Genomic DNA, 16,958 nt, shown 5'->3' with positions numbered 1-16,958 from the left:
CCAAAGCGAAAATTAGAAACGGAAGGTTGCGGTTGCAACGACCTGACGTTCTGCGCCCCAGAAGCAGCCATAGGTGTTAAAGCAACTGGCGACGTATTCACGATCGAACAGGTTGTTAACATGCAGCGCCACGTTGGAGCCAGCCATACCAACTCGCGCCAGATCATAACGCACTAACGCATCAACTACCGTATAACTTCCCACTTTAAAGGAGTTAGCCGGATCACCGTAGCTGGAGCCAGTATAACGACCGCCAGTACCCAGCGTCAGGCCAGAAAGCGGGCCGTCAAAGAAGGTATAGTCAGCCCACAGAGAAGCCATGTGTTTTGGCACCTGCGCAGGCGTATTACCTTTGTAGGTAGTATCGGTGGTGTATTCCGCATCGGTGTAGGTATAAGAACCGACCACGTTAACACTTGCCGACAGCGCCGCTTTTGCTTCGATTTCTACGCCACGCGCGCGGATCTCACCACCTTCAACCGAGAAGAATGAACCCTCAGGATCTGCCATCAGGTTGTTAGTTTTGGTGAGATTATACAGTGCACCCGTCACCACGATTGGGCGATCTTCCGGTACGTATTTCACGCCGACTTCGTACTGCTTACCTTTAGACGGTGCGAAAATATTACCATCCTTCCCGACCTGAGAAGAAGGTTCAAACGATTCGCTATAGCTGAAGTACGGTGTTACGCCGTTATCAAACAGATAGTTAACACCACCACGCCAGGTGAACTGTTTGTCATCACGTTTGTCAGTCGTTCCCGCTACGCGGTTAAGCGATTCTTGATCTGCCCAGTCATAACGACCGCCCAGAGTGACCAGTACTTTATCCCACTGCGCCTGATCCTGAACGTAAATGCCTGTTTGCTTCTGCTTATTCAGGATGCGGTACGGGCCGGAGTTATCCGGGTCTTTGGCATTGAAATCGAAATCGGTATTCACCGGATTATACAGATTCAACAGCGGCACAGAGTCGTCGTAACCAAACCAGGCGTTGATGTCATTACGCATACGCATAAAGTCGACGCCAGTCAGCAGAGTATGGTCGATATCGCCAGTGGCGAATTTGCTTTGTAACTGGGTATCAACAGAGAAGTTTTGCAGTTTCTCATCATCAACAACGTATTTCCGCGCCAGGTAGTGACCTTTATCCGCAGGTGCTATAGCTGCACACTGCTGGCTGTAAGCATTCGCCGGATCGGAGCAGACACCGTAGCCATAAACGCTGTTTTGCGAGGTTTTGTTTTCAGCAAAACGCAGGTTCTGACGCACCGTAAAGGTGTCGTTAAATTCGTGGTCGAAGCTGTAGCCCACCATCTTCTCGTTACGAGAATAGGTATTGTTCTTCGCACCTTCGTTAAAGTCGGTCGGCAGACGCTTACCGTTCGGCAGCGGCTCAACGGTTCCCTCTTTCGGCAACCAGCCGTAATAGCCCGTTTCCGGCTCGTTCTGGAAGTAAGAAAGGAAGGTGAAATTGGTTTTATCGTCCGGACGCCAGGTGAACGCAGGAGCAATAGCATAACGCTGCTCTTCCGCGCCCTTCTGCTGGGCATTAGCAGAACGCGCAAGACCGGTCAGACGATAAGAATAAACGCCGTCATCATCCAGCGCATCGCTAAAGTCAAAACCAGTCTGGAACAGGCTGTCAGTACCAGCTTTAAACTGAACTTCTTTCAGCGGTTCGGTAGTCGGGCGCTTGCTGACCATATTCAACAAGCCACCTGGGCTGCTTTTCCCGTAAAGCACGGAAACAGGACCACGCATGATTTCAGCGCGCTCAAGCATATACGGATCGATAACCGCATCGTTATAGAAGTTACCCTGCATCTTCAGGCCGTTCAGATAGTTATTCTGACTTTGGCCTTCTGCAGCAAAACCACGGATGATCAGGTGGTCATAAGTGTTGGACGCACCACGCGTACCGACCGAAACCCCTGGCGTATAGCTAAGCGCTTCTTTTACTGACTTCGGCTGGTGTAGCGCCATCTCTTCGGCTGTGACCACAGAAATAGACTGCGGTACTTTTTGAATCGGCGTATCTGTTTTAGTACCGGTGGCTGACTGTCGCGCCGCAATAGTGGCTGCCGGCCCCCATGCGCTTTCTTGCGGCGCAGGTGCAGCGGTAACGGTGATAGTCTCTTCTTTCGGTTCAACCGCTGCCTGTGCATAAACAGACATGCCGCTAACCGCTGTGGCTACTACGACTGCGATTTTACGCAGCGAGTGTTTTGGCTGAGCAGTTTTGTAACGCGCCATTGGTATATCTCTGATGTAAAGTGAAAGTGAATGATAACGTAAACGAGAATGATTATTATAAAGATAAAATAATATTCGAAACGGCGAGACGATGGCAAGCAGTACCCATCAGAGAAGCAACCAAAGGGTCAATAAACAATCAGATGAAAAGAAAGGGTTAATGCTTTTGGAAGGATGTTATTTTACCGGATGGCGGCACGCCATCCGGTAGGTCACAGTTAAATGTTAATTACTACCAAACATTTCCTTAATCCAGCCCGCCACGCCGTCGCTGTCTTTCTGCTCTTGTTGAGCAGGTTGCTGCTGCTGCGGCTGAGAAGACTGATCAAACGGATTGCCTGACGGCTGCTGCTGCATCTCACTCTGTTGACACAGCGATTGCGGATCGCTGGTCCAGACCGGCAAGATACGCATTCCACCGCTGCAAACAAAGTTGCCGTCGTAGTCGACGCCCATATCCACGATATCTTCCGGCGGTACAAGATTCAGCGGCGTTGGCGTCTGGTTAGCCAGATAACGCTGGTAAATCGACATCGCCCCGCTGGCACCGTACAACTTAGTCGGCTGGTTGTTATCGCGGCCAACCCAGGTGATGGTCACCGTGCTGCCGTCAATGCCCGCAAACCAGGTATCAACGTTGTTGTTGGTAGTCCCGGTTTTGCCCGCCAGGTGCAGATTCGGGTATTTCGCTCCCAATTGGCGACCAGTACCACGTTGCACCACTTGCTGCATGGTCCATAGCGTCAGATACGCCGCTTGTGCCGGAACTGCGCGTTCCGCCTGCGGGAAGCTCTGATAGAGCACTTTACCATCTTCGGCAATAACTGAACGCAATGCAGAAAGCGGCGCACGGTTACCACCGCTGGCGATAGTCTGGAATGCCTGCGCCACTTCGATTGGCGTTAAGTTCAGCGCCCCAAGCAACATTGCCGGAACCGGATTCAACTGATCTTTCGGCACGCCCAGTTTAATCCAGGTGTCCGTTACCGCAGGTAACCCTAACGCCATCCCCAGATTCACCGTTGGCACGTTCATCGAACGGGTCAGCGCATCTACCAACATTACTCTGCCGCTCTCGCTATAACGGCGGTCATCGTTCTGTGGTGACCAGACCTGACCGTTAGGCTGACGCAGCGCGATTGGCGCATCGGCAATCCACGTATTCAGGCGATAGATTTTCGGCTGGCTTAAGGCCGTCAGATAGGTCGCTGGTTTTGCCAGTGATCCAATCGAACGACGCGCCTGCATCGCACGGTTGTAACCCGCAAACTGCGGTTCGGAGCCACCGACCATCGCGCGAACTTCACCGCTAAAGCGGTCAACAACCACAATCGCCGTTTCCAGATCGCTCAACTTACGCTGTTTCTTCAGTGCCGGAATGCCTTCCACGGCGGCTTTTTCTGCCGCGTCTTGAGCCACCGAGTCAAAAGTAGTGAAGATCTTCACGCCAGAGAGATCTTTCACTTTATCGCCCAGTTTCGCCTGCAACTCCTGGCGCACCAGTTGCATAAAGGCAGGCTGCGGAGAGATCACCCCACCGCGCGGCTGTACGCCCAGCGGACGTGCGCTCAACATGTCGTAGAGTTCTTGATCAATAATCTGCTGCTGTTGCAGCAGACGCAGTACCAGGTTACGTCGCTCAAGCGCCAGTTTCGGGTTGCGCCACGGGTTATAGATAGACGCACCTTTCACCATACCGACTAACAGCGCCTGCTGATCAAGGCTCAACTCTTCTACCGGACGACCAAAGTAGTACAGGCTTGCCAGCGGGAAACCACGGATTTCGTTGTCACCGCTCTGACCGAGATATACCTCGTTCATATACAGCTCAAGAATGCGGTCTTTGCTGTAACGCGCATCCATGATTAACGCCATATAGGCTTCGTTCGCTTTACGCCAGTAAGAACGTTCGCTAGAGAGGAACAGGTTCTTCACTAACTGTTGAGTCAGCGTACTCGCCCCCTGCACCGTGCGCCCGGCGGTCAGGTTCGCCAGCACCGCACGTCCAATGGAGTAGAGACTGATACCATCATGCTCGTAGAAATGACGGTCTTCTGTCGCCAGCAAAGTATCTACCAGCAAATCCGGGAAGCCACTACGCGGCACAAACAGACGCTGTTCGCCGTTTGGTGAGGAGATCATGGTGATCAGACGCGGATCAAGACGGAAGAAACCGAACTGACGGTTGTTCTCCATATTGACAATAGTCGCCAGATGATCGCCCTCAAAAGTCAGACGCGCACGCACCTGCCCTTCTTTACTATCTGGGAAATCAAATGGACGGCGGATCATCTCAATACTGTTGGCCTGCACGGTAAATTCGCCAGGACGGGTCATCTTCGACACCTGACGATATTGCGTGGCCTCCAGCAATTTCACCATCTCGTTCTTGCTGATGGTCATGTCTGGCTCAAGGTTTACCATCCGACCATAAACTGCCGCTGGCAATTGCCACACCTTGCCATCGATACGGCTGCGAATTTTTTGATCGAGATAAACACCGTAAACGGCGATTAACACCGCAAATACGATCCCCAGTTTCAGTAGCAGCCATAGCCAGCCGCGTTTACCACGAGGCTTACGCCCTTTGCCCTTACCTTTGCGTGGCATCGGTTCTTCATCCTCATAGTCATCATAATCGTCGTCATCTTCGTAGCGACGACGGCTTACCTTTTGTTTGACAGGACGCGTCGGTTTCCCTTTGCGTCCAATTGGCTCGCGGTCATTCCCGGCCATACATTTTCTCCGCAATATTCAGGCGCAAAAGCCCGATTTTCTATTCTTCTGTGACAAGACAGAAGAAGATATCTCTCAAAGTACTTTTCGCCCTCCCCCTATGGGAGAGAACCGGGGCGAAGGGACTGCCCGTGCCCGTTTACCAACCTCACGAATACTTTTTCGTCCGTCGCGTCGGTGCGGTATTCGCCGGGTCGTCCGGCCAGACGTGTTTGGGATAACGCCCTTTCATCTCTTTTTGCACCTCGCGATACGCTCCCTGCCAGAAGGCACTTAAATCACGCGTGATTTGCAGCGGCCTCTGGGCGGGTGAAAGCAATTCCAGCACCAGCGGCACGCGCCCCTGAGCGATAGTCGGATTAGTGGCTTCGCCAAACATCTCTTGCATTCTCACCGCCAGCGCGGGTGGGTTATCTTCATGATAACGAATGGCGATCCGGCTTCCCGTCGGCACAGTGTAATGCGCAGGCAATTCACTATCCAGACGTTGCTGCATTCCCCAATCAAGTAATCCGCGCAGCGCCTGATAAACATCAAGAGATTTCAGGCCACGCAGCGAATGTACGCCGGCCATATGTGGCAGCAGCCACGTTTCCAGCGACGCCAGCAAGCTCGCCTCATCCATTGCTGGCCAGTCATATTCCGGTAACCACTTTGCAGCACACAGCAAACGCAAGCGTAGCTGCTCCGCTTCCGGCGTCCAGTTAAGAACGTTTAGACCTTTATCGCGAATACCGTTGAGCATTGCATGATGTAATTCATCTTCCGACGGTTTCGCCAGCGGCTGTACTTTTACTGTGAGCTGACCAATCTGCAACCGACGCCAGGCCTTCAGCGTGCCTTGTGCATCGTCCCATTCAACGGTGTCAGATTGCTGTAATAGCTGTGAGCAGCGTTGCACTAACTCATCAATATCGACCGGTAGCGCCAGTAGAATTCGCGCATCCGGCGAGGCGCTGCCCTGCAATAACAAAGGAGCGATCAACCACTCGTGGCGGCTTAAGGCATCATCCGCGTCCAGCATTGCTCCCATACCGTTCGCCAGTTGATAACGACCATCCTGGCCACGGCGACGAGCAATACGATCGGCAAAGGCCTGGGCAAGTAGCGGCGCAATAAACGCACTGTCGGCCTCGCCACCACGGACGTTTAAGCGCTTTAACAGTTGCTGACTACGCTGTTGCCAGGCCGGTTGATTGCGGGAAAACGCCACTTCCAGGTCGCTATTCCCCATGCGGGGCGGCTCTTCGAGAATGGCGGCAATTTTTGCGGCGGTAGCGGCTTCATCATCACTCTTCGCGCTCACCAGCATAGCGGCTAACCGCGGATCATTACCCAGCGTCGCCATTTTTTGCCCTTTCGCGCTAAGTCGTTCGCCATCCAGCGCGCCAAGCATCTGTAACAGGCGTTTCGCAGCCTGTAGATTCACCGTTGGTGGTTGATCCAACCAGTTCATCTGCGCCGGATCGCTGCATCCCCATTGCAGTAATTCCATCAGCAAACCGGAGAGATCGCTTTGTAAGATTTCCGGTTCACTTTGTGCAGCGGCGCGTTCCGCCTGTTCTTTGGCGATCAAATGCAGGCAAATGCCCGGCTCCAGTCGCCCGGCGCGCCCGGCACGCTGCGTCATCGACGCCTGACTAACTCGCTGGGTAATCAACCGTGTAAGACCCGTTCGCGGATCAAAGCGCGCCATCCTTTCCTGGGCGCAATCCACCACCAGGCGAATACCTTCGATAGTTAAACTGGTTTCAGCAATATTGGTTGCCAGCACCACTTTGCGCATCCCTTGTGGTGCCGGGAGGATCGCTTTTCGCTGATCGTTCAACGACAATGCGCCATACAGTGGACAAAGCAACACATCACTGCCTACACGCGAAGCCAGTTGTTCCTGCACACGCTGAATTTCCCTGACGCCAGGTAAAAACAGCAGCAGAGATCCTGCTTCCTGGCGTAGCAATTCGGCGGTGGCGACAGCAACGGCTTCGTCAAAACGTTGATGTGTAGGCAGCGACAAATAGCGGCGCTCCACCGGATACGAACGCCCTGCGGAAACAACAACGGGGGCTTCCGGCAACATTTGCTGTAAGCGCTCGTTATCCAGCGTGGCTGACATAATCAGCAGCTTCAGGTCATCGCGCAGCCCTTGTTGCACATCGAGTAACAACGCCAGCGCCAGATCCGCCTGCAGACTGCGTTCATGAAACTCATCAAGGATCACCAGACCGACGCCGCTTAGTTCCGGGTCGCGTTGGATCATGCGCGTCAACACCCCTTCAGTAACGACTTCCAGACGGGTATTCGGCCCGACGCAATTTTGCGCACGCATCCGGTAGCCAACGGTATCGCCGGGCTTTTCGTTAAGCAGCTCCGCCAGCCGTTGCGCGACGTTACGCGCCGCCAGACGCCGCGGCTCCAGCAGGATGATTTTCCCGCGAATACCAGGATGCGCCAGCAGTTGCAGCGGCAGCCAGGTCGATTTCCCGGCTCCGGTCGGCGCGCTTAATAACACCTGCGGTGCACAATCGAGGGCGGCAAGTAATTCAGGTAAGACGGCAGCAACGGGCAACGACGACACAAAACGCTCCTGAGGGTTAACATTCTTCGCGGCGCATTGTAGCATCGCGGTAATTCATAACCGAGTGCCTGACATGTCTGAACCGCAACGGCTGTTCTTTGCCATCGACTTACCTGCAGAAATCCGCGAACAGATTATCCACTGGCGCGCCGCACAGTTTCCACCAGAAGCGGGGCGTCCGGTTGCCGCTGAGAACTTGCATCTGACGCTGGCGTTTTTAGGCGAAGTGAGCGCAGAGAAAGAGAAGGCGCTCTCACTTTTGGCCGGACGGATTCGTCAACCCGGTTTCACACTAACGCTTGATGACGCCGGTCAGTGGCTACGTTCTCGCGTGGTGTGGCTTGGTATGCGCCAGCCGCCGCGCGGATTAATCCAACTGGCGAATATGCTTCGTTCACAAGCAGCGCGCAGTGGTTGTTTTCAAAGCAATCGACCGTTTCATCCGCATATCACCTTATTGCGCGATGCCAGCGAGGCGGTGACAATCCCGCCGCCTGGCTTTAACTGGTCGTATGCGGTGACGGAGTTCACCCTTTACGCTTCCTCGTTTGCCCGAGGACGCACACGCTACACGCCGCTAAAACGCTGGACACTGACGCAATAACAAGGGTTTTATCGCAATGGAATTTTCACCCCCTCTACAACGCGCCACGCTGGTTCAACGTTATAAACGTTTTTTAGCCGATGTGATCACACCAGATGGCCAGGAATTAACGCTACACTGCCCGAATACTGGCGCGATGACCGGTTGTGCAACACCTGGAGATACCGTCTGGTATTCAACTTCCGACAACACAAAACGGAAATATCCGCACACCTGGGAACTGACCCAAAGCCAAAACGGTGCATTTATTTGCGTCAATACACTTTGGGCAAACAGATTGACGAAAGAGGCTATCCTTAATGGGAATATTTCGGAGCTGTCAGGCTATAGCTCGCTGAAAAGCGAAGTAAAATACGGTGCCGAACGCAGCCGTGTTGACTTCATGTTACAGGCGAGGTTTCGACCTGACTGCTATATTGAAGTGAAATCGGTTACGTTAGCGGAAAACGAACAGGGATACTTTCCCGATGCAGTGACTGAACGAGGTCAGAAACATCTTCGGGAGTTGATGAGCGTAGCGGCTGAAGGCCAGCGTGCAGTGATTTTTTTCGCCGTGCTACATTCAGCCATTACACGGTTTTCACCCGCGCGCCACATCGATGAGAAATACGCGCAACTATTGTCAGAGGCTCAACAGAGGGGGGTAGAAATTCTGGCTTATAAGGCGGAACTTTCTGCTGAAGGTATGGCTCTTAAAAAATCACTGCCCGTTACTCTGTAGTTGAATAAGTAACTGGTTAATTTACATTCTGGTCGCGTGCGCAAATACGCTTTTCCTCACACAGTTGTCAAGTGTTACGTTTAGATAATTGCTATCCGGAAAAGCATCTGCTATTTATAGCGGCCTCATTTTTCCCCCGAACATGGGGATCGATAGTGCGTGTTAAGGAGAAGCAACATGCAAGAAGGGCAAAACCGTAAAACATCGTCCCTGAGTATTCTCGCCATCGCTGGGGTGGAGCCATATCAGGAGAAGCCGGGCGAAGAGTATATGAACGAAGCCCAGCTGGCGCACTTCCGTCGTATTCTGGAAGCATGGCGTAATCAACTCAGGGATGAAGTCGATCGCACCGTTACACATATGCAGGATGAAGCCGCCAACTTCCCGGATCCGGTAGACCGTGCCGCCCAGGAAGAAGAGTTCAGCCTCGAACTGCGTAACCGCGATCGCGAGCGTAAGCTGATCAAAAAGATCGAGAAGACGCTGAAAAAAGTGGAAGACGAAGATTTCGGCTACTGCGAATCCTGCGGTGTTGAAATTGGTATTCGTCGTCTGGAAGCGCGCCCAACAGCCGATCTGTGCATCGACTGCAAAACGCTGGCTGAAATTCGCGAAAAACAGATGGCTGGTTAATTAAAGCTGTTCCATCACGTTTACCACAGGCGGGAAATGCTCCCGCCTTATTTTTTGTTCAAAGAGATGACAGACACACACTATATTGGGCGCTTTGCCCCCTCACCTTCCGGCGAGCTTCATTTTGGTTCTCTGATCGCTGCGCTTGGCAGCTATCTGCAAGCACACGCCCGGCAAGGTCGCTGGCTGGTACGCATTGAAGATATCGACCCACCCCGTGAAGTTCCCGGTGCCGCAGAGACTATCCTGCGCCAACTGGAACATTACGGCCTGCACTGGGACGGCGATGTTCTCTGGCAATCCCAACGTCACGACGCCTATCGTGAAGCCCTCGCCTGGTTACGTGAGCAAGGACTAAGTTATTACTGCACCTGTACGCGCGCACGTATTCACAGTATTGGCGGTATCTACGACGGTCATTGCCGTGAATTGCATCATGGCCCGGACAACGCGGCTGTACGTATTCGGCAGGTGCATCCGGTTATGCAGTTCACTGACCAACTGCGCGGCATTATCCACGCCGACGAAAAACTGGCGCAGGAAGATTTTATTATTCATCGCCGTGATGGTTTGTTTGCCTATAACCTGGCTGTGGTGGTTGATGATCACTTTCAGGGCGTGACTGAAATTGTCCGTGGCGCAGATTTGATTGAACCCACAGTGCGGCAAATCTCGCTGTACCAGCTTTTTGACTGGCAAGCGCCAGATTACATTCATTTGCCGCTGGCGCTTAACGCACAAGGCGCTAAACTTTCCAAGCAGAATCATGCGCCTGCGTTACCAAAAGGCGACCCGCGCCCGGTACTAATCGCGGCACTTCAATTTCTTGGTCAGCAGGCAGAAACACATTGGCAGGATTTCAGCGTCGAGCAAATCCTTCAGTCAGCCGTCAAAAACTGGACGCTGACCGCCGTACCTGAGTCGGCAATTGTAAATTCAACATTCTCAAATGCGTCATGCTGAGCTATGATTAGCCGCTATTTTTTTGTCCTGAATGATGTTTGACACTACCGAGGTGTATTATTTTTACCCGAGTCGCTAATTTTTGCCGCAAGGTGCTAAGCCGCGAGGAGAGCGAGGCTGAACAGGCAGTCGCCCGTCCACAGGTGACGGTGATCCCGCGTGAACAGCATGCTATTTCCCGCAAAGATATCAGTGAAAATGCCCTGAAGGTAATGTACAGGCTCAATAAAGCGGGATACGAAGCCTGGCTGGTTGGCGGCGGCGTGCGCGACCTGTTACTTGGCAAAAAGCCGAAAGATTTCGACGTGACCACTAACGCCACGCCTGAGCAGGTGCGCAAACTATTCCGTAACTGCCGTCTGGTGGGTCGCCGTTTCCGTCTTGCTCACGTGATGTTTGGTCCGGAAATTATCGAAGTCGCAACCTTCCGTGGACACCACGAAGGCAACGTCAGCGACCGCACGACCTCCCAGCGTGGGCAAAACGGCATGTTGCTGCGCGACAACATATTCGGCTCCATCGAAGAAGACGCCCAGCGCCGCGATTTCACCATCAACAGCCTGTATTACAGCGTCGCGGATTTTACCGTCCGTGATTACGTTGGCGGCATGAAAGATCTGAAAGACGGCGTGATTCGCCTGATTGGTAACCCGGAAACGCGCTACCGTGAAGATCCGGTACGTATGCTGCGCGCGGTACGTTTTGCCGCCAAGTTGGGTATGCGTATCAGCCCGGAAACCGCAGAACCGATCCCACGCCTGGCTACCCTGCTGAACGATATCCCACCGGCACGCCTGTTTGAAGAATCACTCAAACTTCTACAAGCAGGCTACGGTTACGAAACCTATAAATTGCTGTGTGAATATCATCTGTTCCAGCCGCTGTTCCCGACCATTACCCGTTACTTCACGGAAAATGGCGACAGCCCAATGGAGCGGATGATTGAGCAGGTACTGAAAAATACTGATACGCGTATCCATAATGATATGCGCGTTAACCCGGCGTTCCTGTTTGCCGCCATGTTCTGGTATCCACTGCTGGAGACGGCACAAAAAATCGCGCAAGAGAGCGGCCTTACCTATCACGATGCTTTCGCGCTGGCGATGAACGATGTGCTGGACGAAGCCTGCCGTTCACTGGCGATCCCGAAACGTCTGACTACGCTAACTCGCGATATCTGGCAGTTGCAGTTGCGCATGTCCCGTCGTCAGGGCAAACGTGCATGGAAACTGCTGGAGCATCCGAAGTTCCGCGCCGCTTACGACCTGCTGGCACTGCGTGCAGAAGTGGAACGCAACGCTGAGCTGCAACGTCTGGCGAAATGGTGGGGTGAATTCCAGGTTTCTGCGCCACCAGATCAAAAAGGGATGCTCACCGAGCTGGATGAAGAACCAGCACAGCGCCGTCGTACTCGTCGTCCGCGCAAACGCGCACCGCGTCGCGAGGGCACCACATGACAGTGGCATATATTGCCATAGGCAGCAATCTGGCCTCTCCGCTGGAGCAGGTCAATGCTGCCGTGAAAGCACTCGGTGAAATTCCTGAAAGCCGCATTCTTGCCGTTTCTTCGTTTTACCGTACCCCTCCGCTGGGGCCACAAGATCAGCCGGATTACTTAAACGCCGCCGTGGCGCTGGAAACAACTCTCGCACCTGAAGAGTTACTCAATCACACACAGCGTATTGAATTGCAGCAAGGTCGCGTTCGTAAGGCCGAACGCTGGGGGCCGCGCACGTTAGATCTCGACATCATGCTGTTTGGTGATGCGGTGATTAACACTGAACGCCTCACTGTTCCGCACTATGATATGAAGAATCGTGGTTTTATGCTCTGGCCGCTGTTTGAGATTGCGCCAGGTCTCGTATTCCCGGATAACCACACGCTTGCCCGGTTACTGACTGATGCACAATTTCCGCGCCCTTCTCTTTGGTAATACGTGTTCTCCTGTATTAATTAGCCCCGCTTTCGCGTAATACAAAAAATACGCACAAAAAAATAATTAAAACATCCTCTAATTTAATATTATTTCCCCCGTTCGCTTTGACATCAAACTTTAATCAATTACACATGATTTTATCTTAAATGTAATTTAATTTATTCTAACAATGATAAATATTGACTTTTAAAACAATTTAGAGCCATTTAAATGAAATAGAAAGAATATATATATCTTTCATCCACTTACCCTGCCATATTTGCCGCCAAACAATTCATCACAGAAATAAAAACCCACACATAATATTCATTATAAAAATAATATTTAATATAGAAATACAAATAGCCCATTAATATAAAAACAATATTTTACAAAAAAACACACTCCTATTATATTGCCCATCCCGTAATTAACTTTACGTATCATTTTTTAACTCATTTAATATTTTATGGAGAATTATAATGAACAAGAAGCTTCTGGCGGTTGTTCTGGCAGCGTCCTGTTTTTCTGCTGGTAATGCAATGGCTGTGGATGGTGGTGAAATCAATATCAACGGTCTGGTTTCTGATGAAACCTGCCCGGCAACCGTTAACGGTGGCAGCAACGATGTTAACATCACCCTGAAAACCGCGAAACCAAGTGATATTACAGCGCTGAATGACAAAGCGCTGGGTGCATACCCGGCAGCAATCAGCATCTCAGTAAACTGCTCCAATGCAGCCGCAAATAAAACGGCAACAATGAGCTTTACCTCTACTTTCCACAGCTCCACCCAGGGTACTCTGGAAAACGACAACTCCATCAGCGGCCCGGCTAAAGGTGTCAACATCGCACTTCACGATGTCTCCGCCACCACCCCGGCACTGGTTAAAGTAAACGATCCTTCAAGCAAAATTTCTTCTCCTATCGATTCAACCAGCCATATCGCCACCTTCAGCTATATGGCGTCCTATGTGAAATCTTCTTCAACCGCAACCGTCACCAGCGGCCCGGTGAAAACCAACGCAACCTATACCCTGACTTATCAGTAATAGCGTTACCGTTGTAAAAATCACAAGGGGATGTGTTACATCCCCTGTTTCAGGATTTAGAGATGTTTCAGGGAGAGATAACATGTTGAATTATAACAAGACTATCGCTGCTATCGTTGTCGGTGCAACGCTTACGGCATTCAGCCCCATAACCCAGGCCGATATCGTTATCAACGGTACGCGCATCATCTATAAAGAAAGCGACAAAAAGATCACTGCTCGCCTGGAAAATAAAGGCTCTCGCCCATTGCTGGTGCAGTCCTGGCTTGATACCGGTGATGACAATGTAGACCCGGCTTTGATCAAAGTCCCGTTTAACGCGACCCCACCGGTCTCACGCATAGACCCGAAAAAAGGCCAAACCGTTACCATCACCTATACCGGTACGCAGGCATTACCGAAAGACAGGGAAAGTGTGTACTGGTTTAACGTGCTGGAAGTTCCACCCAAAATGCAGGCAAAAGAAGCTGAAAATAAAAATGTCCTGCAACTGGCTTTCCGTACCCGTATCAAACTGTTCTATCGCCCTGATGGATTAGCCGGTGAGCATTTCAAAGCTCCAGAGCAATTAACCTGGCGCTGGAATGGAAATAAAATAAAAGTAACGAACCCAACGCCTTATTATGTTTCCTTCTCGTCTGTCGATGTGCAGTCGGGAAATAAAAAATATACCGTAGACGCCACAATGGTTTCGCCAAAAAGCGATGCCGAATTTACAGTACAGGGTCTGAATACCTCCCCTGGCGGCGCTAAATTACACTATTCAGCGATTAGTGATTACGGCAGTGAAATAAAAGGCGAAGCAAATATGTAATCTCACGAATTACATTATCGCCAGGGTAAATATCTTGAATTAATTATTGACTGAATGATTACAACGTCGAGCATAAGAAAAAACAGATGACTCATTGTAAACTGACACGGATTGCCGTTATTTTTGCCTGCATTTATGGCCATGCTGCCAATGCGGCAGAAAGTATTGAATACGATCCCAGCTTCCTGATGGGGAGTTCTGCCCAGGGGATTGACCTGTCGCGTTATTCCGACGGTAACCCTGCTATGCCCGGCAGCTATGACGTAAAAGTCTACGTCAATGAAAGTGCCGCAACGAGCATGACCGTAGAACTTATTGATACCGGCAAGAAAAGTGCCGACGCCTGTATTTCTCGTAAAATGCTCAATCAGTTGCATATTAAACAGCCGGATCTCAAAGACGGAGAGGCTGTATTACGCAAAGGCGAAACGGAAGCTGATGATTGTCTCGATCTGGCGCGGGCGATCCCACAGTCAGAAGTCTATTTCGATACTAACGATCAGAAGTTGGATATCACGGTTCCGCAGATCTGGATCCTCAGTAATTATCAGGGATATATCGACCCGTCATTATGGGAAGACGGCATCAGTGCCGCCATGTTGTCCTACCGTATGAACGGCTGGCGCAACACGCGCCGGGGTGATGAAACTCAGTCGTTCTATACTGCACTCAACGCAGGGCTTAACCTCGGGAACTGGCATTTCAGAAGCAACGGTAACTATAGCTGGCAGCAGGATGTTGGCGGTAATTTTGATATTCAGAACAGCTATATGCAGCGCGAGCTGCCATTTATTCGTTCTCAACTTGTGGTCGGGGAGACCTACACCACCGGGGAAACCTTCGACTCTGTCGGCATTAAAGGCGCACGCCTGTACAGCGACGACCGCATGTTACCGCCTTCCATGACCAGTTTTGCCCCGGTGATCCGCGGCGTGGCAAACAGTAACGCCAAAGTCACCATCACCCAGGGCGGCTATAAAATTTACGAAGGAACCGTACCGCCTGGCGAATTCGCCATTGATGACATCATGCCTTCTGGCTACGGCAATGATCTGGTGGTCACCATTGAAGAAGCCGACGGTTCACGGCGGACATTCTCACAACCGTTCTCCTCGGTTATGCAGATGCTGCGTCCGGGCGTCGGGCGTTGGGATCTCAGCGGTGGGCAAATCGTTCGCGACGATTTGCGCGAAGACTATAACTTGCTGCAAGGGTCATTCTACTACGGTATCAACAACACCTTTACCGGCTATACGGGTATCCAGTTCACCGATGCTGACTTTATGGCCGTGCTGCTGGGGCTGGGCGTAAACACCAGCATCGGCGCAGTATCGCTGGACGTCACTCAGTCGAAGGCGAATATCTACAACGATCAAACCTACACCGGGCAAAGCTATCGTATTTCGTGGAACAAAATGTTCAGTGCCACCAATACCTCACTAAACCTGGCCGCCTATCGCTATTCCACCAGTAATTACCTGGGGCTGAACGATGCCCTGACGTTACAGGATGATGCCAGACACAGCTCGCCAGACGAGCAACGCACAATGGGGAATTATCAGCGTACCCGCAATCAGTTCACTATCAGTCTCAACCAGCCGCTGATGTTCGAGGAGGTCGATTACGGCTCGTTTTATCTTAATGGTAGTTGGACGGATTACTGGAGCGGAAGCCATAGCCAGAGCACGTACTCTATGGGCTACAGCAAAGGGACAAGTTGGGGAACCTGGAGTGCCACAGTACAACGCACCTGGAACGAAGACGGCGATCAGGATGACAGCTTCTATCTGAGTTTCAGCATTCCGCTGGAAAATTTACTGGGCGGTAAACGTCGCGAAAGCGGCTTCAAGTATCTCGACAGCCGTATGAGCACTGACTTTAACGGCAGCCATCGTTTGAGCGCCAGCGCCAACGGCAGCAGCGGCGATGGAAAATATAACTACAGCGTGAATACCAATTACTCCACCAATAAGCAGAGTTCCAATCTGGCAGATATTGGCGGTTATCTCAGCTATGAATCGCAATGGGGTACATGGTCTGGCTCAGCATCGGCTGACACTGACCACAGCCGTCAGATGTCACTCAGCACCGATGGCGGCTTCGTCCTGCACGGCGGCGGGCTGACGTATACCAATCACAGCTTTAGCGATACCGATACGCTTGTCCTGGTGAAAGCCCCTGGAGCGCATGGCGCACGAATCAACTACAGCAGTAACACCATTGACCGTTGGGGTTATGGCGTCGCCACGTCCGCCTCCCCGTACCGTGAAAACAACATCACGCTCGATATTCAGGAGCTGGAAAACGACGTAGAGCTTAAGAGCACCAGTTCACAAACGGTTCCGCGCTACGGGGCCATTACCATGACCAGTTTCGAAACCGATCAGGGCTGCTCAGCGATGATCACGATGCGTCGTAGCGATGGCGAACCTCTGCCATTTGCCGCCAATATCACCAATGAGCAAGGGCAATCTCTGGGCTATATCGGCCAGAACAACCAGGCCTTTGTGCGTGGTATCGAAGATAACGGCGTGTTGCAGGTGAACTGGTCCGATAAGGACAACGTTTCGCAGCACTGCATCGCGCGCTATCAGGTTCCGGCATCCGCTGCTGACCAGCGCGGCAACCAGACCCTGTCACTGGATAACGTACTCTGTACGGTATCTGCAACTCACTAAAATCCGCG

Annotated in this window: 12 protein-coding genes; 9 read left to right on the top strand and 3 right to left on the bottom strand. The window is 51.8% G+C overall.

The features are described from left to right. Positions 1-12: 12 nt before the first annotated feature. From fhuA to hrpB, 3 genes are all read right to left on the bottom strand, one after another. The gene (fhuA, locus tag A1SC_RS02490) at positions 13-2,256 is read right to left on the bottom strand and encodes a ferrichrome porin FhuA (protein ID WP_000135211.1); all 2,244 of its coding nucleotides are present in this window, start codon (positions 2,254-2,256) and stop codon (positions 13-15) included. A gap of 225 nt (positions 2,257-2,481) precedes the next feature. Beyond that, positions 2,482-4,992 carry a bifunctional glycosyl transferase/transpeptidase gene (mrcB, locus tag A1SC_RS02495; protein WP_016262885.1) on the bottom strand — a complete coding sequence of 837 codons (2,511 nt, stop codon included), beginning with the start codon at positions 4,990-4,992 and terminating at the stop codon, positions 2,482-2,484. 148 nt (positions 4,993-5,140) lie between these two features. Further along, complete coding sequence (gene hrpB, locus A1SC_RS02500) at positions 5,141-7,570, bottom strand: ATP-dependent helicase HrpB (RefSeq protein ID WP_016262884.1); 2,430 nt, start codon at positions 7,568-7,570, stop codon at positions 5,141-5,143. A 73-nt stretch (positions 7,571-7,643) separates the two neighbouring features. Here hrpB and thpR point away from each other — a divergent pair, with 73 nt between their 5' ends. The 9 genes from thpR to A1SC_RS02545 all read left to right on the top strand — a co-directional run bounded on the left by thpR (position 7,644) and on the right by A1SC_RS02545 (position 16,950). Further along, complete coding sequence (thpR, locus tag A1SC_RS02505) at positions 7,644-8,174, top strand: RNA 2',3'-cyclic phosphodiesterase (protein ID WP_001294671.1); 531 nt, start codon at positions 7,644-7,646, stop codon at positions 8,172-8,174. A 16-nt stretch (positions 8,175-8,190) separates the two neighbouring features. Continuing rightward, on the top strand, positions 8,191-8,895 hold the full coding sequence (gene sfsA, locus A1SC_RS02510) for a DNA/RNA nuclease SfsA (RefSeq protein WP_000396058.1): 705 nt from the start codon (positions 8,191-8,193) through the stop codon (positions 8,893-8,895). Between the two features lie 177 nt (positions 8,896-9,072). Beyond that, a complete protein-coding gene (gene dksA, locus A1SC_RS02515) occupies positions 9,073-9,528 on the top strand; it encodes an RNA polymerase-binding protein DksA (RefSeq protein WP_001155227.1) in 456 nt (151 codons plus the stop codon). Between the two features lie 66 nt (positions 9,529-9,594). Beyond that, positions 9,595-10,491, top strand: coding sequence for a tRNA glutamyl-Q(34) synthetase GluQRS (gluQRS, locus tag A1SC_RS02520; RefSeq protein ID WP_032141541.1), 897 nt, complete (start codon positions 9,595-9,597; stop codon positions 10,489-10,491). Positions 10,492-10,550: 59 nt separating this feature from the next. Continuing rightward, the gene (gene pcnB, locus A1SC_RS02525) at positions 10,551-11,948 is read left to right on the top strand and encodes a polynucleotide adenylyltransferase PcnB (RefSeq protein ID WP_206196644.1); all 1,398 of its coding nucleotides are present in this window, start codon (positions 10,551-10,553) and stop codon (positions 11,946-11,948) included. Continuing rightward, on the top strand, positions 11,945-12,424 hold the full coding sequence (gene folK, locus A1SC_RS02530; RefSeq protein ID WP_000215161.1) for a 2-amino-4-hydroxy-6-hydroxymethyldihydropteridine diphosphokinase: 480 nt from the start codon (positions 11,945-11,947) through the stop codon (positions 12,422-12,424). Before pcnB ends, folK begins: the two co-directional genes overlap by 4 nt. A gap of 464 nt (positions 12,425-12,888) precedes the next feature. Further along, on the top strand, positions 12,889-13,458 hold the full coding sequence (locus tag A1SC_RS02535; RefSeq protein ID WP_001035584.1) for a fimbrial protein: 570 nt from the start codon (positions 12,889-12,891) through the stop codon (positions 13,456-13,458). Positions 13,459-13,540: 82 nt separating this feature from the next. Further along, the gene (locus A1SC_RS02540) at positions 13,541-14,272 is read left to right on the top strand and encodes a fimbrial chaperone (protein ID WP_016262883.1); all 732 of its coding nucleotides are present in this window, start codon (positions 13,541-13,543) and stop codon (positions 14,270-14,272) included. A gap of 86 nt (positions 14,273-14,358) precedes the next feature. Next, on the top strand, positions 14,359-16,950 hold the full coding sequence (locus A1SC_RS02545) for an outer membrane usher protein (protein WP_016262882.1): 2,592 nt from the start codon (positions 14,359-14,361) through the stop codon (positions 16,948-16,950). Positions 16,951-16,958 lie beyond the last annotated feature (8 nt).

Origin of the sequence: Escherichia sp. KTE52 (genome assembly GCF_000408325.1) — a bacterium.
Lineage (GTDB): Bacteria > Pseudomonadota > Gammaproteobacteria > Enterobacterales > Enterobacteriaceae > Escherichia > Escherichia marmotae.
This window is presented reverse-complemented; position numbering and strand designations above follow the sequence as displayed.